This window comes from Pseudomonas sp. LFM046 (assembly GCF_000949385.2).
Taxonomy (GTDB): Bacteria; Pseudomonadota; Gammaproteobacteria; order Pseudomonadales; family Pseudomonadaceae; genus Metapseudomonas.
The window spans coordinates 3935647-3960753 of the sequence record NZ_JYKO02000001.1 but is presented as its reverse complement, the minus strand read 5'-3'; the positions used below and the strand labels follow the sequence as shown (position 1 = coordinate 3960753).

The window sequence follows — 25107 nt, the reverse complement described above, 5'->3', positions numbered from 1 at the left end:
AAAAAAGGGGCTCATTCGAGCCCCTTTTTTGTTGTGTGCGTTTCTGTTGCAGGCGCGAATTCATTCGCGATTGAAAGCGCCCCCACCCATGCAGGCGATCAGCCTGCCATGGACAACCGGTTGCGGCCTTCCCGCTTGGCCACATAGAGCGCGTTGTCTGCCCGACGCAGCAGGCTGTCCACCGATTCTCCCGGCAGCAGCGTGGCGCAGCCAAGGCTGATGGAGAGATCCAGCGGGCGCCCCTGGACGAGGTATTGCAGCTCGAGGATTCCCAGGCGCAGGCGCTCGCCCACCAGGGCCGCCGCCTCGCGGCAGGTGCCGGAGAGGAGCACGAGGAATTCTTCGCCGCCGAATCGGAACACCATGTCGACGTTGCGCAGACGCGCCTTGAGGGTGGTGGCGACGGCCTTCAGTACTTCGTCGCCGGTGTTGTGGCCGAACTGGTCGTTGATGCGCTTGAAGTAGTCGATGTCCAGCATCAGTACCGACATCGGCTGCAGGCTGCGCCGGGACAGGTCCACTTCGCGCTGCAGCGTCTGCTCCATGGCAATGCGGTTGCCCGTATCGGTGAGGGGGTCGCGCAGGGCGCTCTGCACCGCAGTACGGTAGAGCAGGGCATTGCGCAGCGGGAAGAGCAGGCTGGCCAGCAGGGACTCCAGCTGATTCAGCTCGTTTTCGTCGAAGCGCTGGTTGCGGCGGAAGATCAGTTCACCCAGGTACTGTCCTTCGTGGCTCAGGCGGTAGCCGGCGGAATGGCTGGAGCGGCTGCCAAATTCCAGGCGCAGGTCGCTGCTCTGGTGCAGGTAGGCCAGGGCGTCGAGGGGGACCAGGCGCTGCACTTCGTTGAAGAACAGGTTGACGATGCGTTCCACATCCAGGCTGGTCTGCAGTTGCAGGGCCAGCTGCCGACGCAGTTCGGCCAGGCTGATGGGGCGCAGCTTGGGCTGGCGCTTGCCGGTGATGCCTAGGCGCTGCAACTTGGCGGCGTCGAAATCGATGGTGTTGGTCTGGGTGGGAGGAACCATTAAGTTGAACCTCTGACGCAAAATGCGACGACACCAGGCATAGAGCTATTTTCGTGCCAGGAGTTCGCAGCCCTTGAAAACCGCTTTTATTTCAATCGCTTAGATGAATGTTGCCGGTCCGTGCGGCAAGCTTTTGCCGGACTGATGGCGAAATCATGGCAATGTGATGCCGTTCACAGGGAGGAGCCGCCGGAAAAATGGCGGGGGCTGCGGCGGTCGAATGACCGCCGCGGAGGGAGATCATTGCGCGTCGAAAGCCTGGCCGTTCACACCGGTGCTGTCCGGCCCCATGAGATAGAGGTAGACAGGCATGATCTCGGCGGGTTCCGGATTGTTTTCAGGGTTTTCACCCGGGTAGGCCTGGGCGCGCATGCTGGTGCGGGTGGCGCCGGGATTGACGCTGTTGGAACGCACGTTGGCAATGCCATCCACTTCGTCGGCCAGGACCTGCATCAGGCCCTCGGTGGCGAACTTGGAGACCGCGTAGGCGCCCCAGTAGGCGCGACCCTTGCGGCCGACGCCGCTGGAGGTGAAGACCACGGAGGCGTCCTGGGACAGCTTCAGCAGCGGCAGCAGGGTGCTGGTCAGCATGAACATGGCGTTGACGTTGACCTGCATGACGCGCATGAAGTTTTCGCCGGACAGCTGCTCGATCGGGGTGCGCGGCCCCAGGATGGACGCATTGTGCAGCACGCCGTCGATGCGGCCGAACTCGGCTTCCAGCGTGGCCGCCAGCTCGTCGTACTGGTGCGGCTGGGCGGTTTCCAGGTTGAACGGGATCACCGCGGCTTGCGGGTAGCCGGCGGCTTCGATCTCGTCATAGACGGCGTTCAGGCTGGCCTCGGTCTTGCCCAGCAGGAGCACGGTGGCACCGTGGGCGGCGAAGGTCTTGGCGGCGGCGGCGCCGATGCCGCGACCGGCACCGGTGATCAGGATGACCCGGTCCTTGAGCAGGTCGGGGCGGGCGGAATACTGGAACATCTGATTCTCCTTCGGCGAGCGTGCAGCTCAGCAGGAACACAGCGCGCGGTCGAGCACGGCACGCAGTTCGAGGGGATGGTTGACCACCACGTCGGCGCCCCAGTGCGCGGGGTTGTCGCTCGGGTGGATATAGCCGTAGCTGACCGCTGCGGTGCGGGTGCCGGCAGCGCGGCCGGACTCGATGTCGCGCAGGTCGTCACCGACGAAGAGCACGCTGGCCGGGTCCAGATTCAGCTTGCTGCAGGCCAGCAGCAGCATTTCCGGGTCTGGCTTGCTGTTCTTCACGTGATCGGGGCAGATCAGCACGGCGGAGCGTCCGGCAAGGCCGAGTTGCTCCATGATGGGTTCGGCAAAGCGCACCGGCTTGTTGGTCACCACGCCCCAGATCAGCTTGGCCTGCTCGATATCCGCAAGCAGTTCGTCGATGCCGTCGAAAGGGCGGGTAAGCACGGCGCAGTGGTTCTGGTAGCGCTCGAGGAAGTCCAGGCGCAGGGGCTCGAAATCCGGGGCTTCCGGGTCCATGTCGAGGGCAGTGGCAACCATGGCGCGGGCGCCACCGGACACAACGTCGCGGATCGCCTTGTCGTCCATGGGCGCGAGGCCCCGATCGGCGCGCATGGCCTGGCAGATGGCGATGAAGTCCGGCGCCGAGTCGAGCAGGGTGCCGTCCATATCGAAAAGTACCGCTCTGAGTCGCATGCCAATCACTCCTCGCGCAGGGTCTGGATCATGTAATTGACGTCGACGTCGGCTTCCAGCTTGTAGTGCTTGGTCAGCGGGTTGTAGGTCAGGCCGATGATGTCCTTGACCTGCAGGCCAGCGGCGCGGCTCCAGGCGCCCAGCTCGGAGGGGCGGATGAATTTCTTGAAGTCGTGGGTGCCGCGAGGCAGCAGCCCCATGATGTACTCGGCGCCGACGATGGCGAAGAGATAGGCCTTGGGGTTGCGGTTGATGGTGGAGAAGAACACCTGGCCGCCCGGCTTGACCAGGGTATGGCAGGCGCGGATCACCGAGGCCGGGTCCGGCACGTGTTCGAGCATTTCCAGGCAGGTGACCACGTCGAACTGGCCAGGCATTTCGGCAGCCAGGGCCTCGGCGGTGATGCGGCGGTACTCCACCGGTACGCCGGATTCCAGCTGGTGCAGCTGGGCGACTGCCAGGGGCGCTTCGCCCATGTCGATGCCGGTGACGGTGGCGCCGCGCTGGGCCATGGATTCGCTGAGGATGCCGCCGCCGCAGCCGACGTCCAGCACCTTCTTGCCGGCCAGCTTGGCGCGCTCGTCAATCCAGTTGACCCGCAGCGGGTTGATGTCGTGCAGGGGCTTGAATTCGCTCTCGCGGTCCCACCAGCGGTGGGCGAGGGCCTCGAATTTGGCGATTTCGGCGTGATCGACGTTGGTCATGGGATGTCCTCGAAACAGAATTCAGTGGCCGGCGATGCGCTCGCCCCAGGCGCGGGCGGTAGCGCCCAGGCGCTCTTCGTCCAGGCGGGTCAGGCGGCCGTCGTCCAGCAGTTGCCTGCCGTCGACCCAGAGGTGCCGCACCGCGTCTCGCCCGGTGGCATAGATGAGTTGGGAAACCGGATCATAGACCGGTTGCTGGGCCAGCCCGGAAAGATCGAAGGCCACCAGGTCGGCGGCTTTGCCGACTTCCAGGGAGCCGGTGTCCTGGTCGATCCCCAGGGCTCGCGCGCCGTTGAGGGTAGCCATGCGCAGGGCGCGATGGGCATCCAGGGCGCTGGCGGAGCCGGCGATGGCCTTGGCCAGGAGGGCGGCGGTGCGGGTCTCGCCGAGCAGGTCCAGATCATTGTTGCTGGCCGCGCCATCGGTGCCGACAGCCACGTTCACGCCGGCCTGCCACAGGCGTTCCACCGGGCAGAAGCCGCTGGCCAGCTTGAGGTTGGATTCGGGGCAGTGGATCACGCTGCTGTTGCTTTCCACCAGCAGGGCCAGGTCGGTGTCGTCCACCTGGGTCATGTGCACGGCCTGGAAGCGCGGGCCCAGCAGGCCGAGGCGGGCCAGTCGCGCCATGGGGCGCTCGCCGCGCAGTTCGAGGCTCTGCTGGACTTCGAAGGCGGTTTCCTGGACGTGCATGTGAATGCCGGCGTCCAGTTCTTCGGCCAGCACGCGGACGTTCTCCAGATTGTCGTCGCTGACGCTGTACGGGGCGTGGGGGCCGAAGGCGACCTTGATGCGCGGGTGGTGCTTGAGGTCGCTGAACAGTTCGACGCCACGACGAATGGCTTCGGCGGCATCGGCGGCGCCGGGGATGGGGAAGTCCAGCACCGGGATGGCCAGTTGAGCCCTGATTCCGGTGGCGTGAATGACAGCGCTGGCCTGGGCCGGGAAGAAGTACATGTCCGAGAAGCAGCTGATGCCGCCCTTGATCTGTTCGGCGACGGCCAGTTCGGTGCCGTCCCGGACGAACGTCTCATCGACCCACTTGGCCTCGGCGGGCCAGATGTGTTCCTGTAGCCAGGTCATCAGCGGCAGGTCGTCGGCCAGTCCACGGAACAGTGTCATTGCGGCGTGGCCATGGGCGTTGATCAGACCAGGGGCGAGCAGCATGCCCGGCAGTTCGCGGCGTTCGCGGGCTTCATGGCGCAGCGCCACGTCCCGAGGCGCCAGCAAGGCGATACGGCCGTCGCGAATGCCCAGCGCATGATCCCGCAGCACCACGCCGGCAGGTTCCACCGGGACTATCCAGGACGGGAGCAGGAGCAGGTCGAGCGGGGCGGTGGGGCTGGGCATGGCGGCGCATCCTGGGCGCAAAATGAAGTGGCGGCAGTATACCCGAGCCAGATGGGCTCCGGCTCGCTATAATCTGCGGTTTTTCCGCGAGTTATGGACGGCGAGGTAGTCGATGCGTGAACAACTGTTAGCGGCCGAGAAGGTCAAGGCCATCGACTGGCGCGACGGCGTGCTCCATCTGCTCGATCAGCGCCTGCTGCCGGCCGAGGAAACCTGGCTGGCCTATGACACCGCCGAAGGCGTGGCCCAGGCCATTCGCCAGATGGTGGTGCGCGGCGCGCCGGCCATCGGCATCAGTGCCGCCTATGGCGTGGTGCTGGGTGCGCGAACCCGTTTTGCGGCCGGCGGCGACTGGCGCGAAGCGCTGGAAGCGGACCTCAAGGTGTTGGCCGAATCCCGGCCGACGGCGGTCAACCTGTTCTGGGCATTGAATCGCATGCGCGAGCGCCTGGAGCGGCTGAAAGACGGCGAAACACCGCTGCAGGCCCTGGAAGCCGAGGCCATTTCCATCCACGAGAGCGACCGCGAAGCCAACCTGACCATGGCCCAGCTCGGGATGGAGCTGATCCGCAAGCATCAGGGCAGCCCCCAGGCCCTGCTGACCCACTGCAATACCGGCGCCCTGGCCACCGGCGGTTTCGGCACTGCCCTCGGGGTGATCCGTGCTGCCCATCTGGATGGCCTGGTGGAGCGGGTCTACGCCGACGAAACCCGCCCCTGGCTGCAGGGCGCGCGCCTGACGGCCTGGGAACTGGCCAACGAAGGCGTGCCGGTAAGTCTCAATGCCGACGCTGCGGCCGCCCACCTGATGAAGACCGCCGGGATCACCTGGGTCATCGTCGGTGCCGACCGGATCACCGCCAATGGCGACGTGGCCAACAAGATCGGTACCTATCAACTGGCGGTCAATGCCATGCACCACGGCGTGCGCTTCATGGTGGTGGCGCCCAGTTCCACCATCGACATGTCCCTGGAAAGCGGCGATGACATCCCGATCGAGGAGCGTGACGGCTCCGAGTTGCTGGACCTGGGTGGTCGCCGTGTCGCGGCCGAGGTCCATGCCGTCAACCCGGTCTTCGACGTGACCCCGGCTGATCTGATTGATGCCATCGTGACCGAGAAGGGTGTGGTCGAGCGCCCCGACGCCGCGAAGATGGCTCAGTTGATGTGTCGCAAGCGTCTGCACTGAGCCATCGGTGCGGCAATTTCACCCTGCCGGCAGGCCGCCCGGCGGGGTAGGTGCAAGGCGGTGACTGTGATAAGCTCCGGCAGTTATTGCCGCCCCTCCATCGAGGCGGCCAAATTGCACAGATCCTTGGCTTAACTCGTTGATTTGTCGTGAGTCGCTGCCGCATCAGGCCGCAGTGACGAGCTTCGCGCCGTTCAGGACGAGCGGGGCGGAGTTTCATCAGAAAAAGGAACCAGGCTTCTCATGGGCGAACTGGCCAAAGAAATCCTCCCGGTCAATATCGAAGACGAGCTGAAACAGTCCTACCTCGACTACGCGATGAGCGTGATCGTCGGGCGCGCCTTGCCGGACGCGCGCGACGGCCTGAAGCCAGTGCACCGTCGCGTCCTCTACGCGATGAGCGAACTGGGCAACGACTGGAACAAACCCTACAAGAAGTCCGCCCGTGTGGTCGGTGACGTGATCGGTAAGTACCACCCGCACGGCGACACCGCGGTGTACGACACCATCGTCCGCATGGCCCAGCCCTTCTCGCTGCGCTACATGCTGGTGGATGGTCAGGGCAACTTCGGTTCGGTGGACGGCGACAACGCCGCGGCCATGCGATACACCGAAGTGCGCATGTCCAAGCTGGCCCACGAGCTGCTGGCCGACCTGGACAAGGAAACCGTGGACTGGGTGCCCAACTACGACGGCACCGAGCAGATCCCCGCGGTCATGCCCACCAAGATCCCGAACCTGCTGGTCAACGGTTCCAGCGGTATCGCCGTGGGCATGGCCACCAACATCCCGCCGCACAACCTGAGCGAAGTCATCGACGGCTGCCTGGCGCTGATGGAGAACCCCGAGCTCTCGGTCGATGAACTGATGCAGTACATCCCGGGTCCGGACTTCCCCACCGCCGGCATCATCAACGGCCGCGCGGGCATCATCGAGGCCTACCGTACCGGCCGTGGCCGCATCTATATCCGCGCCCGCGCCGAAATCGAGGACATGGAGAAGGGCGGTGGTCGCCAGCAGATCATCGTCACCGAGCTGCCTTACCAGCTGAACAAGGCGCGCCTGATCGAGAAGATCGCCGAGCTGGTCAAGGAGAAGAAGCTCGAAGGCATCACCGAGCTGCGCGACGAGTCCGACAAGGACGGCATGCGCGTGGTGATCGAGCTGCGCCGTGGCGAAGTGGGCGAGGTCGTGCTGAACAACCTCTACGCCCAGACCCAGATGCAGAGCGTCTTCGGTATCAACGTCGTGGCCCTGGTGGATGGCCAGCCGCGCACGCTGAACCTGAAGGACATGCTCGAGGTGTTCATCCGTCACCGCCGCGAAGTGGTGACTCGCCGGACCGTCTACGAGCTGCGCAAGGCTCGCGAACGCGGCCATATCCTCGAAGGCCAGGCCGTTGCCTTGTCCAACATCGACCCGGTGATCGAGCTGATCAAAGCCTCGCCCACCCCGGCCGAAGCCAAGGAACGCCTGATCGCCACCCCCTGGGAATCCAGCGCGGTGGAAACCATGGTCGAGCGCGCCGGCGCCGATGCCTGCCGTCCGGAAGACCTGGACCCGCAGTACGGCCTGCGCGACGGCAAGTACTACCTGTCCCCCGAGCAGGCCCAGGCCATCCTGGAACTGCGTCTGCACCGCCTGACCGGCCTGGAGCACGAGAAGCTGCTGGCCGAGTACCAGGAAATCCTCAACCTGATCGGTGAGTTGATCCGCATCCTGACCAGCCCCGAGCGCCTGATGGAAGTCATCCGCGAAGAGCTGGAGAAGGTGAAAGCCGAGTTCGGCGACGCCCGCCGTACCGAGATCGTCGCGTCCCAGGTGGACCTGACCATCGCCGACCTGATCACCGAGGAAGAGCGCGTCGTCACCATCTCCCACGGCGGTTACGCCAAGTCCCAGCCGCTGGCCGCCTACCAGGCCCAGCGCCGTGGCGGCAAGGGCAAGTCGGCCACCGGGGTGAAGGACGAGGACTACATCGAACACCTGCTGGTTGCCAACAGCCACGCCACCCTCCTGCTGTTCTCCAGCAAGGGCAAGGTCTACTGGCTGCGCACCTTCGAAATCCCGGAAGCCTCGCGTACCGCGCGCGGTCGCCCGCTGGTCAACCTGCTGCCGCTGGATGAAGGCGAGCGCATCACCGCCATGCTCCAGATCGACCTGGAAGCCCTACAGCAGAGCGCAGGCGCCGACGAGGACCTGGAAGAAAACGAAGGCGTGGTGATCGAAGGCGAAGTCGTCGAAGCCGAAGGTGGCGACGATGAAAGCGCTGACCTCGACGACGAGCAGGACGAGCCCACCGGCGCCTACATCTTCATGGCCACCGCGTTCGGCACCGTGAAGAAGACTCCGCTGGTGCAGTTCAGCAAGCCGCGTACCGCTGGCCTGATCGCCCTGAAGCTGGAAGACGGCGACACCCTGATCGCGGCCGCCATCACCGATGGTGCCAAGGAAGTCATGCTCTTCTCCGACGGCGGCAAGGTGATCCGCTTCAAGGAGAAGCACGTTCGCACCATGGGCCGTACCGCCCGTGGCGTACGCGGCATGCGTCTGCCGGAAGGCCAGAGGCTGATCTCCATGCTGATCCCGGAATCGGGCGCGCAGATCCTCTCCGCTTCCGAGCGCGGCTACGGCAAGCGCACCCCGCTGGAAGACTACCCGCGTCGCGGTCGCGGCGGCCAAGGCGTGATCGCCATGGTCACCAACGAGCGTAACGGCAAGCTGGTCGGCGCCGTACAGGTGCAGGACGGCGAGGAAATCATGCTGATTTCCGACCAGGGCACCCTGGTGCGTACCCGCGTGGACGAAGTCTCCAGCTCCAGCCGTAACACCCAAGGCGTGACCCTGATCAAGCTGGCCAAGGACGAGACCCTGGTCGGCCTGGAACGCGTCCAGGAGCCGTCCGGCGGCGACGAAGACGAAGAGCTGGAAGGCGAAGAGCACGTCGTTGACGCCGTGGCCGATGCCGAGGCGGTCGATGTTCAGCAGGACGACGCCCAGCCGGCTGGCGACGAGTAACAGTTGTAGAAACGGGCAGGCCGTCGCCGGCCTGTCCATTCGGTAGGTAACAATCGGCGGGGGCACTGGTGCCCCCGCACTACCCAGTGAGAATGGATGTGAGCAAGCGAGCCTTTAACTTCTGCGCCGGCCCGGCCGCGCTTCCGGAAGCTGTTCTGCAACGCGCCCAGGCGGAACTCCTCGACTGGCAAGGCAAGGGCCTTTCCGTCATGGAAATGAGCCATCGCAGCGACGAGTACGTTGCCATCGCCGAAAAGGCCGAGCAGGACCTGCGCGATCTCCTGTCCATTCCCTCGAACTACAAGGTGCTGTTCCTCCAGGGCGGCGCCAGCCAGCAGTTCGCCGAGATTCCGCTGAACCTGCTGCCGGAAAACGCTGTTGCCGACTACATCGATACCGGCATCTGGTCGAAGAAGAGCATCGATGAAGCCAGTCGCTTCGGCCGCGTGAACGTCGCCGCCAGCGCCAAGCCCTACGACTACTTCGCCATCCCCGGCCAGAACGAGTGGCAGCTGTCCAAGGACGCCGCCTACCTGCACTACGCCTCCAACGAAACCATTGGCGGCCTTCAGTTCGACTGGATTCCGGAAGTGGGTGACGTGCCCCTGGTGGTGGACATGTCCTCGGACATCCTCTCCCGTCCGATCGATGTTTCCCGCTTCGGCCTGATCTACGCCGGCGCCCAGAAGAACATCGGCCCGAGCGGCCTGGTGGTGGTGATTGTCCGCGAAGACCTGCTCGGTCGTGCCCGCGCCAACTGCCCCACCATGCTCAACTACAAGATCGCCGCCGATAACGGCTCCATGTACAACACCCCGGCAACCTTCTCCTGGTACCTCTCGGGCCTCGTGTTCGAGTGGCTGAAGGAGCAGGGCGGTGTCGATGCCATGGAGCAACGCAACAAGACAAAGAAGGAACTGCTCTACGGTTACATCGACAAGAGCGACTTCTACACCAACCCGATCGCCCACAACGCCCGCTCCTGGATGAACGTTCCGTTCCGCCTGGCCGACGAACGCCTGGACAAGGAATTCCTTGCCGGCGCCGACGCCCGCGGCCTGCTGAACCTCAAGGGCCACCGTTCCGTGGGCGGCATGCGCGCTTCCATCTACAACGCCGTCGGCCTCGATGCAGTCGAAGCGCTGGTGGCTTACATGGCGGAGTTCGAGAAGGAGCACGGCTGATGACGGGTGTACTTTCCGAGCAAGAACTCAAGGCGCTGCGCCTGCGCATCGACAGCCTCGACGAGAAGATCCTCGAGCTGATCAGCGAGCGTGCTCGCTGCGCCCAGGACGTGGCGCGCGTGAAGATGGCGTCCCTGCCCGAAGGCGAGAAGCCCGTCTTCTACCGCCCCGAACGTGAGGCCTGGGTCCTCAAGCGCATCATGGAGCGCAACCAGGGCCCGCTGGACAACGAAGAGATGGCGCGGTTGTTCCGCGAAATCATGTCCTCCTGCCTGGCCCTTGAGCAGCCGCTCAAGGTCGCCTACCTCGGCCCGGAAGGCACCTTCACCCAGGCCGCGGCGCTCAAGCATTTCGGCCACGCGGTCGTCAGCTCGCCGATGGCCGCCATCGACGAAGTGTTCCGCGAAGTGGCCGCTGGTGCGGTCAACTTCGGCGTGGTGCCGGTGGAGAACTCCACCGAGGGCGCGGTGAACCACACCCTCGACAGCTTCCTCGAACACGACATGGTGATCTGTGGCGAGGTGGAGCTGCGCATCCACCACCACCTGCTGGTGGGCGAAACCACCAAGACCGACAACATCACCCGCATCTACTCCCACGCCCAGTCCCTGGCCCAGTGCCGCAAGTGGCTGGACGCCCATTACCCGAATGTCGAGCGCGTGGCCGTTTCCAGCAACGCCGACGCCGCCAAGCGGGTGAAGAGCGAGTGGAACTCGGCGGCCATCGCCGGTGACATGGCGGCCAGCCTCTATGGCCTGACCAAGCTCTGCGAGAAGATCGAGGACCGCCCGGACAACTCCACGCGCTTCCTCATCATCGGCAGCCAGGAAGTGCCGCCCACCGGCGACGACAAGACCTCCATCATCGTCTCCATGCGCAACAAGCCGGGCGCCCTGCACGAACTCCTGGTGCCATTCCACAACAACGGTATCGACCTGACCCGCATCGAGACCCGCCCGTCCCGCAGCGGCAAGTGGACCTACGTGTTCTTCATCGACTTCGTAGGGCACCACCGCGACCCGCTGATCAAGGACGTGCTGGAGAAGATCAACCAGGAAGCCGTTGCCCTGAAGGTGCTGGGTTCCTACCCCAAAGCGGTGCTTTGAATTCGCGACGGGCCGTCGCGCTCCAGCCTGGGTTGGGGCGCGCCATGGCGGCCCCTAGCCCGTAGTTGAGGCTGAATCCATGAGTTGTGACTTCCTCGCCCTTGCCCAACCGGGCGTGCAGAAACTTTCGCCCTACGTACCCGGCAAACCGGTGGATGAACTGGCCCGCGAGCTGAACCTCGATCCGGCCGGCATCATCAAGCTGGCCAGCAACGAGAACCCGCTCGGCCCGAGCCCCAAGGCGCTCGAAGCGATTCGTAATGAACTGGCCGAACTGACCCGCTACCCCGATGGCAACGGTTTTGAACTCAAGCGCCGCCTGGCCGAGCGCTGCGGCGTGACCCCGGCGCAGGTCACCCTGGGCAACGGCTCCAACGACATCCTTGACCTGGTGGCCCGCGCCTACCTGGCGCCGGGCCTGAACGCCGTGTTCAGCGAGCACGCCTTCGCCGTGTACCCCATCGCCACCCAGGCCGTCGGCGCCGCTGGCAAGGTGGTTCCGGCGAAGGACTTCGGCCACGACCTGCCGGCCATGCTGGCGGCCATCGATGCCAATACCCGCGTCGTGTTCATCGCCAACCCGAACAACCCCACCGGCACCTGGTTCGGCCCGGCGGCGCTGGAAGACTTCCTCGCCAAGGTGCCGGAAAACGTCCTGGTGGTGCTGGACGAGGCCTACATCGAATACGCCGAGGGCGAAGAACTGCCCGATGGCCTTAACTATCTGGCCCGTTATCCGAACCTGCTGGTTTCCCGCACCTTCTCCAAGGCCTATGGCCTGGCGTCCCTGCGCGTGGGCTACGGCCTCTCCAGCGCCCAGGTGGCCGACGTGCTGAACCGCGTTCGCCAGCCCTTCAACGTCAACAGCCTGGCCCTGGCCGCCGCCTGCGCAGCGCTGGATGACGCCGATTACCTGGCCGAAAGCCGCCGCGTCAACGACGCCGGTATGGTCCAGCTGGAGGAGGGCTTCCGCGCCCTTGGCCTGAAGTGGATTCCCTCCAAGGGCAACTTCATCGCCGTCGATTTCGGCCGCGACGCCGCGCCGATCAACCAGGCCATGCTGCGTGAAGGCGTGATCCTGCGTCCGGTGGCGGGCTATGGCATGCCCACCTTCCTGCGCGTCTCCATCGGCCTGCCGGAAGAGAACGCCCGCTGCCTGGAGGCTCTGGCCAAGGTGCTCGACCGTGGCTGATGTCATGCCCGTGCAACAGGGCGCGCCTATCTTCGGGCGCCTGGTGGTGATCGGCCTCGGCCTGATTGGCGGTTCGTTCGCCAAGGGGCTGCGCGAAAAGGGCCTGTTCGCCGAAGTGGTGGGTGTCGACAAGGACCAGGAGTCCTGCCGCATCGCCGTCGAAACCGGCGTGGTCGACCGTTGCGAGCGTGACCTCGCCGCGGCTTGCCACGGTGCCGACGTGATCCAGCTGGCGGTGCCCATCCTGGCCATGGAAAAGCTCCTCGGGGACCTGGCGAAGCTCGACCTGGGCAACGCCGTGCTGACTGATGTCGGCAGCGCCAAGGGCAACGTGGTACGCGCGGCGCACCGGGTCTTCGACGGCATGCCGGCGCGCTTCGTTCCCGGTCACCCGATTGCCGGCTCGGAGAAGAGCGGGGTGGAGGCGGCCAACGCCAGCCTGTTCCGTCGCCACAAGGTGATCCTCACACCGGTGGAGAACACCGATTCCGCTGCCCTGCAGCGCGTCGACAAGCTCTGGCGCGCCCTGGGTGCGGACGTTGAACATATGGACGTCGAGCACCACGACGAGGTGCTCGCAGCGACCAGCCACCTGCCGCACCTGCTGGCATTCGGGCTGGTCGACTCGCTGGCCAAGCGCAGCGAGAATCTGGAGATATTCCGTTACGCCGCTGGCGGTTTCCGCGACTTCACGCGAATCGCCGGCAGCGACCCGGTGATGTGGCACGACATCTTCCTCGCCAACCGCGACGCCGTGCTGCGCATCCTGGACGCATTTCGCGCCGACCTCGACGCCCTGCGCGGCGCGGTCGACGCTGGGGACGGGCATGAATTGCTGGGCGTGTTCACCCGCGCCCGCTTCGCCCGCGAGCATTTCAGTAAAATTCTGGCCCGCAGGGCCTATGTGGACGCCATGCACAACAACGACCTGATTTACCTGGCGCAGCCGGGTGGCCAACTCGCCGGACGTGTTCGCGTACCGGGCGACAAGTCCATTTCTCACCGTTCCATCATGCTCGGCTCCCTGGCCGAAGGCACCACCGAAGTCGAAGGCTTCCTCGAGGGCGAAGACGCCCTGGCGACCCTGCAGGCCTTCCGCGACATGGGCGTGGTCATCGAAGGGCCGCACCACGGCCGCGTGACCATCCACGGCGTCGGCCTGCATGGCCTGAAGCCGCCGCCCGGCCCGCTCTACCTGGGCAACTCCGGCACCTCCATGCGCCTGCTCAGCGGCCTGCTGGCGGCCCAGCCGTTCGACACCACCCTGACCGGCGACGCCTCGCTGTCCAAGCGTCCGATGAACCGCGTGGCCAAGCCGCTTCGCGAAATGGGCGCGGTGATCGAAACCGGCGCCGAAGGCCGTCCGCCGCTGACCATCCGTGGCGGCCAGCGCCTGACCGGCATGAGCTACGAAATGCCCATGGCCAGCGCCCAGGTGAAATCCTGCCTGCTGCTCGCCGGCCTCTATGCCGCCGGCAAAACCGCCGTTACCGAGCCGGCACCGACCCGCGACCACACCGAGCGAATGCTCCAAGGCTTCGGCTACCCGGTGAAGGTGGACGGCAACACCGCCACCGTCGAGAGCGGCCACACGCTCAGCGCTTCCCGTATCGAAGTGCCTGCCGACATCTCCTCGGCAGCCTTCTTCCTGGTGGCCGCGAGCATCGCCGAAGGCTCCGAACTGGTGCTGGAGCACGTCGGCATCAACCCGACCCGTACCGGCGTGATCGACATCCTCAAGCTGATGGGCGGCGACATCACCCTGGAAAACCAGCGTGTAGTCGGCGGTGAGCCGGTGGCCGACATCCGCGTCCGCGCCGCCAAGCTGAAGGGTATCGACATCCCTGAAGACCTGGTCCCGCTGGCCATCGACGAATTCCCCGTGCTCTTCGTCGCCGCTGCCTGCGCCGAAGGCCGCACCGTGCTGCGCGGCGCTGAAGAACTGCGGGTGAAGGAATCCGACCGCATCCAGGTGATGGCCGACGGTCTGATCGCCCTGGGCGTGAAAGCCGAGCCGACCCCGGACGGCATCGTCATCGAAGGCGGCCCCATGGGTGGCGGCGAAGTCTGGAGCCACGGCGACCACCGTATCGCCATGTCCTTCAGCGTGGCTTCGCTGCGCGCCAGCGCGCCGATCTGCATCCATGACTGCGCCAACGTCGCCACCTCCTTCCCGAACTTCCTCGGCCTCGCGGCCCAGACTGGCATCCGTGTAGCGGAAGAGGGCAAGGCATGAACGCCAACCTGCCCGTAATCGCCATCGACGGACCCAGCGGTTCCGGCAAGGGCACCGTCGCCGGCCTGCTGGCCAAGCGTCTGGGTTGGCGCCTGCTGGATTCTGGCGCCCTGTACCGCCTGCTGGCCTTCGCTGCGCGCAACCACGGCGTCGACCTGACCAATGAGGAAGCCCTCAAGGTTCTGGCGGCGCATCTGGACGTCCAGTTCAACGCCACCGCAGGCGGCCAGCGCATCGTCCTGGAAGGCGAAGACGTTACCGACGTGATTCGTTCCGAACAGGTCGGTGCCGGCGCTTCCCAGGTCGCCGCGCTGCCGGCGGTGCGCGAAGCCCTGCTGCAACGCCAGCGTGCCTTCCTCGAAGCCCCCGGCCTGGTGGCCGATGGCCGCGACATGGGCACCGTGGTGTTCCCTGAGGCACAGCTGAAGATTTTCCTCACCGCCAGCGCTGAAGAACGCGCCCGTCGCCGTTACTTGCAGCTCAAGGGCAAGGGCATGGAAGCCGACCAGGCCTCCCTGCTGAAGGAAATCCAGGAACGTGACGAGCGCGACAGCCAGCGTTCCGTCGCACCGCTGAAGCCGGCCCCGGACGCGATCCTCCTCGACTCCACCAGCCTCAGCATCGACGAAGTCCAGGAAGCCATCCTCAAGGCCTTTGCCGCCCTCGGCCTGGACGACTGAGTCCGCGCCGTACCAAAGAAACCGCAGTCACCGACTGCGGTTTTTTTTTGATTGTTCCCTCAAGAGCCACCAACCGGTCGTAGCGACGAACGGGTGGGTGAGATATATTGCGTACGTAATATTATGTGTGTAATTTAACTCCACCGCTTGATTCCCAAGCCTCTTCCCCTGGAGACAGAACCATGAGCGAACAGAAGCACCAAGGCGTTGCCCTGATCACCGGCGCATCCACCGGCATCGGCGCCACCTATGCCAAGCGCCTGGCGGAGCGGGGCCATGACCTGCTGCTGGTCGCCCGTGATCAGGCCCGTCTGGAAGCCCTGGCGGCAGAACTGCGTGAGCGGGCCGGCGTAGCGGTGGAAGTGATGAAGGCCGACCTGACCGACAAGGCCGACCTGACCCGCGTGGCCCAGCGCCTGCGCAGCGATGCGTCCATCAGCGTGCTGGTGAACAACGCCGGCGTGGCCATCAGCGGCAGCCTGCTGGACACCGACCTGGACCGCTTCGACGCCATGATCCAGCTCAATGTGGTGGCCGTGACCCACCTTGCCGCGGCCGCCGCCGCCAACTTCGTTGCCCAGGGCCGCGGCACCGTGATCAACATCGCCTCGGTACTGGCCCTGGCGCCGGAAATGTTCAATGGCACCTACAGCGGCACCAAGGCCTTCGTGCTGAACCTCAGCCAGTCGCTGAACAAGGAAGTGGGAGACAAGGGCGTGCGCGTGCAGGTGGTGCTGCCGGGGGCGACCCGCACGGAAATCTGGGAACGCTCGGGCACCGGCATCGGGAACATCCCGCAGGAAATCCTCATGGAAGTGGGCGAGATGGTGGATGCTGCGCTGGCCGGCCTGGACCAGGGCGAACTGGTGACCATTCCCGCGCTGCCGGACAAGGGCGACTGGGACCGCTTCACCGCCGCGCGCTTCCACATGGCGCCGAACCTGTCGCTGTCCAAGGCGGCCGATCGCTACAAGGCCTGATCAGGCAAACAAAAAAGGCCGGGCATATGCCCGGCCTTTTTTATGGATGCGGTGTTCAGGCAAACACGAAGTACTTGCGCACCGTCTCCACCACTTCCCAGGTGCCCTTCATGCCGGGCTCGATCACGAACACGTCGCCGGCCTTCAGGTGCTTCGGCTCTTCGCCTTCCGGGGTGATGATGCAGTAGCCGTCGAGGAAGTGGCAGTACTCCCACTTCTCGTAGTTCACCTCGAACTTGCCGGGGGTGCAGATCCAGGTGCCCATGATCTTGCTGCCGTCCTTGGACAGGTAGGCATTGAGGTTCACGGTGTGCGGATCGCCGCCGATGCGCTTCCACTTGGTGGCATCCACGACAGGCGTGGGGCAGGTTTCGCGCAGAACGGTGATGAAGTCGGACATTTCAGCTCCAAACGATCTGATGAAAGGTCCGTCACCTTAGGTCTAATGCCCTGCCGGGAGTTGTCTGGTTTCGACCCCCAGGTGCCTGTATGCGCGCGGCAAAAGATGCAAAAGGGCGCTAAGTTGAATTCCAGAGGCCCGGTTCCCAGCCTCAGGCGGCGGCCCCGGAGGGTTGCCTCGGCAGTAACCCGGTGGAGCGGATGGCTCCATGAGAGGTGCTCTGATGAACACCCAGTGGTTCAGGCACGGTGACGCCGTCTCGGATGGCAGCTTCGACAAATGGTGGGATACCTACGGCGAGTGGTTCGACTCCCAGGACCAGCTCTTCAGCGGCGAAAGCGGTATCCAGCGCCTGCATGCCCCGGACGGCCAGGTGCTCTACAGCAAACGCCAGATCAACCACTTCCACCGCTCGCTGGGTCACCCCTTCGGCCAACCCACCATCCTCCACGAACTCCAGGCCATGCAGGCCCTGGCGAAGCTGGGCGTCCGCGTGCCCAAGGTGGTGTACAGCGCCGCGCGCAAGACCGAGACCGAATGGCAGGCGCTGCTGATCACCGAAAGCCTGGACGGCTTCATCTGCCTGGAAGACTGGTACGCCCAGCCGATTTCCGCCGACCTTCGGCAACAGATGATCCAGCAACTGGCCAACACCATCGGGCGCATGCACCGCGGTGGCTGGGAGCATGGCCGGCTCTACCCGAAGAACATCTTCGTCAAGGTCACCGGTGAGCGGGAGAAGACCGTGGAAGTCGCGCTGCTCGGCCTGGCGAAAAGCAGCCATCGGATCACGGCCCACAGCGCCTCGAAGAACGATTTCGAACAATTCAAACAGCATCGCAAACCCATGCCGGACGAGGACTGGAAAGCCTTCGTCACGGCGTATCGGGATGTGATGGAGAGTGACTACGCGCCTTAGGCGGGCACCCGACTTACCTTAGGGTGCGCCATGTGTTCAGCCGGGGGACACAGTTTGTAGGATGGGTATCGCGGAGCGATACCCATCGATCCTGCCGTCCGGCCGTCACTGCTTATCCAGCGCCTGCAATGCCCCCTCGTGCAGGGGAATGGCCAGGCCGCGCCGGGCGTTGGCCTTCGACAGTTGCTCGCCCTGGATGCTGCCGGCGGCCAGCCAGTCGTTGTCCGGGGCAAAGAGCTGGTCCACCAGTTGCTCGACCTCCACCGCACTCAGTTGGTCATCGCAGAGCAGCAGGGCGCTGACGGCGATGGTGGGTACGGAGGTGGCCTGGTTGGGGTAGGTCGCTGCCGGCACCTGCATGGCGAAGGTGCCCGGACGACTGGCCTCCAGCTTATGGATAGCGGCTTCGTCCAGGGGCAGCAGACGCAACTGCATGGCTTCGCTGGCGGCGCGGATGTTGTCGGCGGGGGCGCCGATCACCTGCAGGGTGGCGTCCAGCTGGCCGTCGCGGATGGCGGTCAGCGCCTGCTGCAGGTCCAGACTGGTGGTTTCGGCCAGGTCGCCGAGGGGGATGCCATGGGCGGCCAGCACGGCGATGGCGGTGTCCCGCGAGGCCGATCCCGGCTGGCCGAGGTTCACCCGCTTGCCCCGCAGTCCGGCGATATCGCGCACCGGTCCATCCCCTCGCACCAGCACATGCACCGGCTCGGGGTACAGGCTGGCCAAGGCCCGCAGGCCGGTGTAGGGGCTCGTTCCCGCAAAGGGGCCGCCGCCGTTGACCGCGAGCTGCGACATGTCGCTCTGGGACAGGGCCAGCACCACATCGCCCTGGCGCAGCAGGCGCAGGTTGTCCAGGCCACCCTCGGTGGTCAGCGGTGTCAGCTGGATGCCCTTGGGCTGCATCAGGCTGGCCATGGCCTGGGCAAGCCGCGCGTACTGCCCCGAGGCCGGTCCCCCGGCCAGTGGGAAGCCTTTCTGCAGACGGCTCAGGCGGCCCTGGATATTGCTCAGGGAACGGGCCAGTTCGTCGGAGATGATGGCGCGCTCCTTCATGCCCGTGCCCCCGGGAGCGAGGTTCAGCGCGGTGCCAATGGCCGACACCAGTTGCTCGCGGGTCTGGCCTACGCCCGGTTCGATGGTCTCCGGTGCAGGCGGCGCCTTGAAGCCCTGGGGCACCACCGCCTGCCAGCCGCCTTCGGCCTGGCGGTAGATCAGGCTGCCGTGGGCGCTCAGCAGGTCCCCCTTCCTGTTGCCTTCATTGCGGATGCCGGAGAGCCCGCGCGGCCCCGCGCCCAGTGCGCTGATCAGGCTGGCGACGCCGGGGGAATCCCAGGAGCCGAAGTCCTGGTCGCGCTCCACCTTCAGGCTGCTGTCGAAATAGATCACCAGGCGCTTTTCGCCGGGCGGGGAATTGGCATCAGTGGCCGAGCCGCGCCGGTCGAGGCTGGCAAGGCTGACCACGCCGGTGCCAAAGGCCTGTTGCAGGCGTTGTTGCACCTCGGTTTCCAGGGTGGCCTGGTCGGGTCCTTTGGAGCAGGCCACCAGCGACAACGCCAGCAGGCCGAGCAAGAGGGCGCGGAGCATGGTCAACCTCCCATTCCCGGCAGCGCGAGGAAGCCGGTCAGCACCAGCGCGTTGAGCAGGTCGATGAGAAAGGCACCCACCAGCGGCGCGACGATGAAGGCCTCGGGGGCCGGCCCGTACTTGTGGGCGATGGCCTGCATGTTGGCGATGGCGGTGGCCGTGGCGCCGATGGCGAAGCCGCAGAAGGCCGCCGAGAGCACGGCGCTTTCGTAGTCCCGCCCGGTGTAGCGGTAGACCGCCCAGGCGCCGTAGACCAGGGCCGCTGCCGATTGCGCGATGAGCATGACGAACAGCGGGCCGGCCACGCTGGCAACGTGGCCGAGGTTCAGCGCCATCATGGTGATTACCAGGAACAGCGACAGGGTCACCGAGGCCAGCAGGTCGATGGAGCCGTCGTTCAGACGCACGCCTACCAGCGGCAGGGCGTTGCGGACCACCACCCCCAGCAGCAGGCACCAGAGAAAGCTCGGCAGGGTGATGGCGCCCTCGCCGAACAGGCCGGCCAGCGCCTGACCGGCCACCAGGGCGATCAGGGTCGACGCCAGCACGATGACGAAATTGCTCGTGGTCACCGGCGGCGTCCTGTCGTCACCGGCGATCTCATGATGCGCACGCTGGGCGGTGGCGCCGGCCAGCTTGTGGCGCTTGATCAGCCATTGGGCCAGCGGTCCGCCGATGATGCCGCCAGCCACCAGGCCGAGGGTGGCGGAGGTCATGGACAACTCCATGATCGATTGCAGGTTGTTCACCTCGGCGAAGCGCTCGGCGTAGGCGGCGCCCGTGCCGTGGCCGCCTACCAGGGTGATGGTGCCGCCCACCAGCCCCATCAGCGGGTGCATGTCCAGGCCCCAGGCCACCAGGATGCCGACAATGTTCTGCACGAAGAGGAAGGGAATCAGGACGATGACGAACAGCACCAGCCGTTTGCCGCCGTGCTTGAGCATCGCCAGGTCAGCCGACAGCCCCACGGCGGAGAAGAAGGCCAGCAACAGGGCGGGCTTGAGGGTGGTGTCGAATTCCACGCTGAAGCCACTCGCCGCACCCGCCAGGGCGAGCCCGATGGACACCACCAGCCCGCCGGTGATGGGTTCCGGGATGTTGTAGCGGGCCAGCACGGGGATCAGGCGATTGACCGCGCGCCCCAGCAGGAGCGCCAGGGTCGCCACAAGGAGGGTTTCCAGAGGTTGCAGCGTCACGTCGGGAGCTTCCTGCCAGGCGCTGCCCCACAGAACGCGGGGCTATCTGCCTAGAGGTCTAGCCAAGTACGGAAGCCTTGTCGAACCGGCGCTCAGGGACGGGTGTCGAGTCCCGCAGGGTGGATGGCGCTTTTCCATCCACCAGCGGCGCTATGCAGGGCCACGAATGGTGGACCGGTGAAGCGTGCTCCACCCTACGGCCGAACCCGATCGCGATGGGCTTTCCACCGCGCATAAGCCTCGCCCATGCACCGCGCACAGGGCCGATAACCCGCCGCCCGCGCCGTTGCCTCATCGAGGAAGAACACCCGCTGCGTCACGTAGCCGCCCCGCGCGAGGGCGCGCAGGGCGGTGGGGCAATCCAGGCGGCCATAGATGCGCGTACCGCGATGCCCACCCAGGGCACCCGGCACCGGGCTGGGGTGGCGCTTGCCGTCGGCCCCCAGCAGGGTCCAGGTCCTCACCCCTCGGCCTCGCGCTCCAGCAGGCGGCGCTTGCGTTCCACACCCCAGCGGTAGCCGGAGAGGTTGCCGTCGCTGCGCACCACGCGATGGCAGGGAATGGCCACGGCGATGCTGTTGGCCGCGCAGGCCTGGGCCACGGCGCGCACGGCGCGGGGCGAGCCGATGCGGGTGGCGATCTCTGCATAGCTGACGGTGGTGCCCGGTGGGATCTCCCGCAGGGCCTGCCAGACCCGTTCCTGAAAGGCCGTGCCGCGCACATCCAGCGGCAGGTCCAGGCCCAGGTTCGGCGCCTCGATAAAACCCACCACCTTGGCCACCAGTTGCTCGAAATCGCTGTCGCCGCCGATCAGTCGAGCGCGGGGGAACTTGTCCTGCATGTCGCGTAGCAAGGCGTCCGGGTCGTCGCCCAACAGGATGGCGCAGACACCGATGCCGCTCTGCGCCACCAGGAAGTGGCCCAGGGAGCATTCGCCCAGGGCGAAGCGGATTTCGGTGTTGGTGCCCCCGGCGCGGTAGTCGGCGGGCTTCATCCCCAGCACCTGGGCGGAGTCAGCATAGAAGCGGCTGTTGGAGTTGAAGCCGGCGTCATAGAGCACCTCGGTGACCGAGGCGCCGGGGCCGAGCTGGTCGCGTACTCTGCGGGCGCGCCTGGCACGGGCGTAGGCCTTGGGGGTGAGGCCGGTGACGGCCTTGAATACCCGGTGGAAGTGGGACGGGCTCATGCCCGCCGACTCGGCCAGGCTCTCAAGCCCCGGCGCTTCCTCGGCGGTTTCGATCTGCCGGCAGGCGGCGGAAACCAGTGCCGCGTGCTGCGCCGCCAGGCTGCTCATGTCGGCGGCGGCGCGGCGGCTGGGGCGGTAGCCGGCGGCCTCGGCCTGTTCGGCGCTGTCGAAGAACTCCACGTTTTCCGGGCGCGGCAGCCGGGTCGGGCTGCTGGGCCGGCAGTAGATACCGGTGGTCTTCACCCCGTAGACGAATTGCCGGTCGGCGGCCGGGTCGCGGGCCTGCACGGCGGCCCAGCGCGGGTCCTGCTCGATGGCGGTCTTGGCTGAGGATTTCATGGCGCTATCCGCTTGTTGTTCGTTCATGGCAGAGCGTATGCGGACAGACTACCGCTCGCACCCCGACTCTTGCTTTCGAATTCCATCAGAGCGCGTCATGGAAAATCACCCCCAGCGTGTGGCGCAGGCCGGCCCGGACCTGGCTGACCCCATGGCGCAGCCGGACCCTGTGGTAGCCGCGCAGTCCTTGGGCTGGCCGGAAGTTCACCGCGAACAGCACGCCATCACCAAAGCCCAGGGGCACCACCTGCACCCGTGACTGCATGCGCGGACGCTGCTCGGTAATGACGAATTCGCCGCCTTTGAAGGCCCTGCCGGGCTCGGACAGCAGCACGGCCAGCTGCAGCGGGAAGACCTGCTCGCCATAGAGGTCCTGGTGCAGGCAGTTGTAGTCGCCCTCGACATAACGGAGCAACAGCGGAGTAGGGCGTGACTGGCCGCAGGCGTGGCAGCGCTGGAGGAACGCGCCGTGTTCGGCGGGGAAGTGCCCCTCCAGGCCCAGGCGCTCATGCCAGCGGTTGGCCAAAGGCGCCAGGTGCGGATAGAGACCGGCACGCAGGGCGGCCACACGAGGTGGCAGCGGGTAGTCGAAGTACTGGTATTCACCCTGGCCGAAGCCGTGGTTGGCCATGCGGATGCGGGACCGGAAACGTTCCTGCTCGCCGTAGAGGGCAATCAGGTCAGCGCATTCCTGCGGCTCCAGCAACTGGGGGATCAGGGCCCAGCCGTCGCGGTCGAGGTCTGTCTCGATGCGGGGCCAGTCCAGGTCGTCGATGGCTTTCATGTCCCGTGCGCCTGTTCTGTGGTCGGGCGCCGAGGATAGGCGGGCGCAAGCGCCGGAACACTCCGCCGCTTGCGCTCGAATTCGCTGCCCCTCAGGGGCGCGAATACACCTTGAACAGCGTCTGGTCCAGCTCGCTCGGAGCGCCAAAGTACGTGCTGTACAGCGGCACGATGGCGCCAGACCGGTAGACCTGGCTCAGGGCCGTATCCACCTGCAGGCGGAAATCCTCGTCACCCCGGGCCAGCGCCATGGACACCGGCTCGAACTCGAAGCGGCGGTCCAGCACCATCAGGTTGGTGTTGGCCGTATCCCGCGCCACCAGGCTGCGCAGCATGATCTGGTTGGCAAAGAAGGCGTCCGCCTTGCCGTCGGCCACCAGGGCCACGCCCTCCACCGGGCTGGATACGGTTTCCAGCGTCACCAGCACCTTCAGCAGACGCAGCTTGTCCCGTGCCCAGTTTTCCACCAGCGTGCCGCTCTGCACCGCGAAGCTGTGGGCGGCCAGGCCGCGATTGAGGGTGGCGCGCCAGGTCGGGCCGGTCTGATCCACCTCACCGTTGAGCACTTTCACCAGGGAAAGGGGCGCGTTCTTGCGTACCACCACGCCGATGCCAGCGGTGTAGACGGGCAGGGAAAAGTCGACGGACTGGCGGCGCTTCATGGTTTCCACCATGGGGCTGCAGAGCAGGTCCACGCCGCCATCGCGCACCACATCCAGGGCCTTGTCCGGCGCCAGGGGCACGAAGCGAACCTTGATAGACGCCAGGCCCGGCTGCGTGCGGAGTTGCTCGGCCACCTTCTGGCACAGGTCGATGGCGTAGCCGGACGCCCCTTCACCTTCGGTGGACGAGAAGGGCGGCTGATCCGGCAAATAGCCGAGGGTGAGGGTGCCGGTGGCGCGGATACGGTCCAGGGTCTGGGCCGGCGCCTGGAGCGGCAGCAGGGTGGTCAGGAGCAGGGCGGCTATTGGGAGGAAGCGCGTGTTCATGACTGGCCCCCCATTTCCAGGGCGGTTCGCCGTTCAAGGAACCGGTCGGCGATGTAGCCGAACATCAGGTAGCCCACGGCCGTCACGATCATGCCGCCGAACACCGCATCCGTACCCGAGGCGTAGAGCGCGTAGAGGCTGTAGGCCATGGCCACTAGCAGGGCGGCGACGTTGCGATGGTGCGGATAGCCGGTGACTCCGGCCTTCTGCATGATCACCAGCAGCGCCGAAAGCGCCGTGATGTAGGGAATGATGTTGGTGACCGCGGCCAGGCTCACCAGCTTGCCGAACTGCTCCGAGGCATTGGGCGAGATGGTGGAAACCGCCATGGCGCTCTGCAGGGCCGCGTTGGCGATGAGCCCCGCGATAGGTGCGCCCAGCAGCGTCACCCTGGAGAACAGCTTGGGGAACATGTACTGGTCGGCGGTGACCTTGGCCGTCTGCGCCAGGGTGAACTGCCAGCCCAGCAGTGAGCCGACACAGGCCATCACCGCCAGCCCCATGATGATGTCGCCCACCAGCGGGTTGAACATCTTCGCGTAGACGAAGGCGAAGGGGGCGCTGGAGTTGGCCAGCTCGGGGTTCGGCACGATGCCCATGATCACTGAGGTGGAGAGCACGTAGATCACCGCCGCCCCCAGGGTGCCCAGCAGGCAGGCCAGGGGCACGTTGCGCTTGGGGTTCTCCACGGCATCGGAATTCTGCGCGGCGGACTCCATGCCGAGGAAGGCCCAGAGTGTGAGCGGGATGCTCTGGGTGATGGCGTCGCTGGTGGCGATCTGGTTCGGGTTCCAGGCGGCGTCGAAGACCTCCCCGTCGAACCAGAACCAACCGATCAGGGACAATCCCGCCACCGGGATGATCACGCCCCAGACCGTGATGGAACCGATCTGCCCGGTGACCTTCGGCCCGCCGAAGTTGGCGAGCGTGGTGACCCAGATCAGGCCGACCGTGCCGACGAACAGCGGGATGGCGCCCGTACCCAGCCAGGGGAAGAAGGGCGTCAGGTAGCCCACGGCGGAGATGGCGATGGCCACGTTGCCGATGGCCAGCGAGAGGAAATAGAGGTAGGAGCAGAGGAAGAACGCCGATTTACCGTGGGCTTCCTCCGTATAGGCCGACATCCCGCCCGAGCGATTGCAATAGATGCCGCACTGGGCGAAGCAGTAGGCGATGGCCATGGAGCCCACCGCCGTGATCGCCCAGGACAGCAGGGAGATCGCCCCCAACTGCGCCATGCTGGAGGGCAGCATGATGATGCCCGAGCCCATCATGTTCACCGCCACCAGGGTGGTGAGCCCTGTCAGGGTCATTTTCTTGCCGGAGGCTGCCATGCCGGATTCCTTCGAGGAACAGTGTCCCCAGAAAGA

The 25107-nt window shown here is 65.8% G+C and carries 22 protein-coding genes; 9 read left to right on the top strand and 13 right to left on the bottom strand.

All coding sequences use genetic code 11. The annotated features are described in order from the left end of the window. Positions 1-98: 98 nt before the first annotated feature. From TQ98_RS18270 to TQ98_RS18250, 5 genes are all read right to left on the bottom strand, one after another. Positions 99-1025, bottom strand: coding sequence for a GGDEF domain-containing protein (locus tag TQ98_RS18270; RefSeq protein WP_044870325.1), 927 nt, complete (start codon positions 1023-1025; stop codon positions 99-101). Positions 1026-1265: 240 nt separating this feature from the next. Beyond that, positions 1266-2006 carry a YciK family oxidoreductase gene (locus tag TQ98_RS18265; protein ID WP_044870324.1) on the bottom strand — a complete coding sequence of 247 codons (741 nt, stop codon included), beginning with the start codon at positions 2004-2006 and terminating at the stop codon, positions 1266-1268. Between the two features lie 27 nt (positions 2007-2033). Continuing rightward, positions 2034-2705: an N-acetylmuramic acid 6-phosphate phosphatase MupP gene (mupP, locus tag TQ98_RS18260; protein WP_044870323.1), complete on the bottom strand. Its 672-nt coding sequence runs from the start codon at positions 2703-2705 to the stop codon at positions 2034-2036. Between the two features lie 5 nt (positions 2706-2710). Continuing rightward, positions 2711-3409 (bottom strand): bifunctional 2-polyprenyl-6-hydroxyphenol methylase/3-demethylubiquinol 3-O-methyltransferase UbiG, encoded by a 699-nt coding sequence (gene ubiG, locus TQ98_RS18255; RefSeq protein WP_044870322.1) that lies wholly within the window; start codon positions 3407-3409, stop codon positions 2711-2713. A gap of 21 nt (positions 3410-3430) precedes the next feature. After that, positions 3431-4756, bottom strand: a complete 1326-nt coding sequence (locus TQ98_RS18250; protein ID WP_044870321.1) for a TRZ/ATZ family hydrolase — start codon at positions 4754-4756, stop codon at positions 3431-3433. Between the two features lie 112 nt (positions 4757-4868). On the opposite strand from TQ98_RS18250, the gene mtnA reads away from it, so the two are divergent. The 8 genes from mtnA to TQ98_RS18210 all read left to right on the top strand — a co-directional run bounded on the left by mtnA (position 4869) and on the right by TQ98_RS18210 (position 16341). Further along, positions 4869-5945, top strand: a complete 1077-nt coding sequence (gene mtnA, locus TQ98_RS18245) for an S-methyl-5-thioribose-1-phosphate isomerase (RefSeq protein ID WP_044870320.1) — start codon at positions 4869-4871, stop codon at positions 5943-5945. A 243-nt stretch (positions 5946-6188) separates the two neighbouring features. Then, positions 6189-8963, top strand: a complete 2775-nt coding sequence (gyrA, locus tag TQ98_RS18240) for a DNA gyrase subunit A (protein WP_044870319.1) — start codon at positions 6189-6191, stop codon at positions 8961-8963. 98 nt (positions 8964-9061) lie between these two features. Next, positions 9062-10147, top strand: a complete 1086-nt coding sequence (gene serC / locus TQ98_RS18235; RefSeq protein ID WP_044870670.1) for a 3-phosphoserine/phosphohydroxythreonine transaminase — start codon at positions 9062-9064, stop codon at positions 10145-10147. Beyond that, positions 10147-11253, top strand: coding sequence for a prephenate dehydratase (gene pheA, locus TQ98_RS18230; protein ID WP_044870318.1), 1107 nt, complete (start codon positions 10147-10149; stop codon positions 11251-11253). Before serC ends, pheA begins: the two co-directional genes overlap by 1 nt. Positions 11254-11332: 79 nt before the next feature. After that, entirely contained in the window at positions 11333-12445 is a 1113-nt protein-coding gene (hisC, locus tag TQ98_RS18225) for a histidinol-phosphate transaminase (protein ID WP_044870317.1), read from the top strand. Further along, positions 12438-14681, top strand: coding sequence for a bifunctional prephenate dehydrogenase/3-phosphoshikimate 1-carboxyvinyltransferase (locus TQ98_RS18220; protein WP_177410185.1), 2244 nt, complete (start codon positions 12438-12440; stop codon positions 14679-14681). Before hisC ends, TQ98_RS18220 begins: the two co-directional genes overlap by 8 nt. Then, positions 14678-15361 (top strand): (d)CMP kinase, encoded by a 684-nt coding sequence (gene cmk / locus TQ98_RS18215; protein WP_044870316.1) that lies wholly within the window; start codon positions 14678-14680, stop codon positions 15359-15361. Before TQ98_RS18220 ends, cmk begins: the two co-directional genes overlap by 4 nt. Before the next feature lie 182 nt (positions 15362-15543). Then, positions 15544-16341, top strand: a complete 798-nt coding sequence (locus TQ98_RS18210; RefSeq protein WP_044870315.1) for an SDR family oxidoreductase — start codon at positions 15544-15546, stop codon at positions 16339-16341. 55 nt (positions 16342-16396) lie between these two features. On the opposite strand, the gene TQ98_RS18205 is transcribed toward TQ98_RS18210, so the two are convergent. Continuing rightward, positions 16397-16741 (bottom strand): cupin domain-containing protein, encoded by a 345-nt coding sequence (locus tag TQ98_RS18205; RefSeq protein WP_003458371.1) that lies wholly within the window; start codon positions 16739-16741, stop codon positions 16397-16399. Between the two features lie 223 nt (positions 16742-16964). Between TQ98_RS18205 and TQ98_RS18200 the strand changes: the two genes are divergently transcribed. Further along, entirely contained in the window at positions 16965-17660 is a 696-nt protein-coding gene (locus TQ98_RS18200; RefSeq protein ID WP_044870314.1) for a lipopolysaccharide kinase InaA family protein, read from the top strand. 105 nt (positions 17661-17765) lie between these two features. On the opposite strand, the gene TQ98_RS18195 is transcribed toward TQ98_RS18200, so the two are convergent. From TQ98_RS18195 to potE, 7 genes are all read right to left on the bottom strand, one after another. Beyond that, on the bottom strand, positions 17766-19244 hold the full coding sequence (locus TQ98_RS18195; RefSeq protein ID WP_044870313.1) for a TAXI family TRAP transporter solute-binding subunit: 1479 nt from the start codon (positions 19242-19244) through the stop codon (positions 17766-17768). Between the two features lie 2 nt (positions 19245-19246). After that, positions 19247-20440: a sodium/glutamate symporter gene (gltS, locus tag TQ98_RS18190; RefSeq protein ID WP_044870312.1), complete on the bottom strand. Its 1194-nt coding sequence runs from the start codon at positions 20438-20440 to the stop codon at positions 19247-19249. Between the two features lie 194 nt (positions 20441-20634). Continuing rightward, entirely contained in the window at positions 20635-20904 is a 270-nt protein-coding gene (locus TQ98_RS18185) for an Ada metal-binding domain-containing protein (protein ID WP_044870311.1), read from the bottom strand. Next, positions 20901-21965 (bottom strand): bifunctional DNA-binding transcriptional regulator/O6-methylguanine-DNA methyltransferase Ada, encoded by a 1065-nt coding sequence (ada, locus tag TQ98_RS18180; protein ID WP_044870310.1) that lies wholly within the window; start codon positions 21963-21965, stop codon positions 20901-20903. The genes TQ98_RS18185 and ada overlap by 4 nt, the downstream gene beginning before the upstream one ends. Positions 21966-22050: 85 nt before the next feature. Continuing rightward, the gene (locus TQ98_RS18175; protein WP_044870309.1) at positions 22051-22749 is read right to left on the bottom strand and encodes a 2OG-Fe(II) oxygenase; all 699 of its coding nucleotides are present in this window, start codon (positions 22747-22749) and stop codon (positions 22051-22053) included. 91 nt (positions 22750-22840) lie between these two features. Continuing rightward, complete coding sequence (locus tag TQ98_RS18170; RefSeq protein WP_044870308.1) at positions 22841-23737, bottom strand: amino acid ABC transporter substrate-binding protein; 897 nt, start codon at positions 23735-23737, stop codon at positions 22841-22843. Beyond that, positions 23734-25071, bottom strand: coding sequence for a putrescine-ornithine antiporter (gene potE, locus TQ98_RS18165; RefSeq protein WP_044870307.1), 1338 nt, complete (start codon positions 25069-25071; stop codon positions 23734-23736). The genes TQ98_RS18170 and potE overlap by 4 nt, the downstream gene beginning before the upstream one ends. Between the last annotated feature and the right edge of the window lie 36 nt (positions 25072-25107).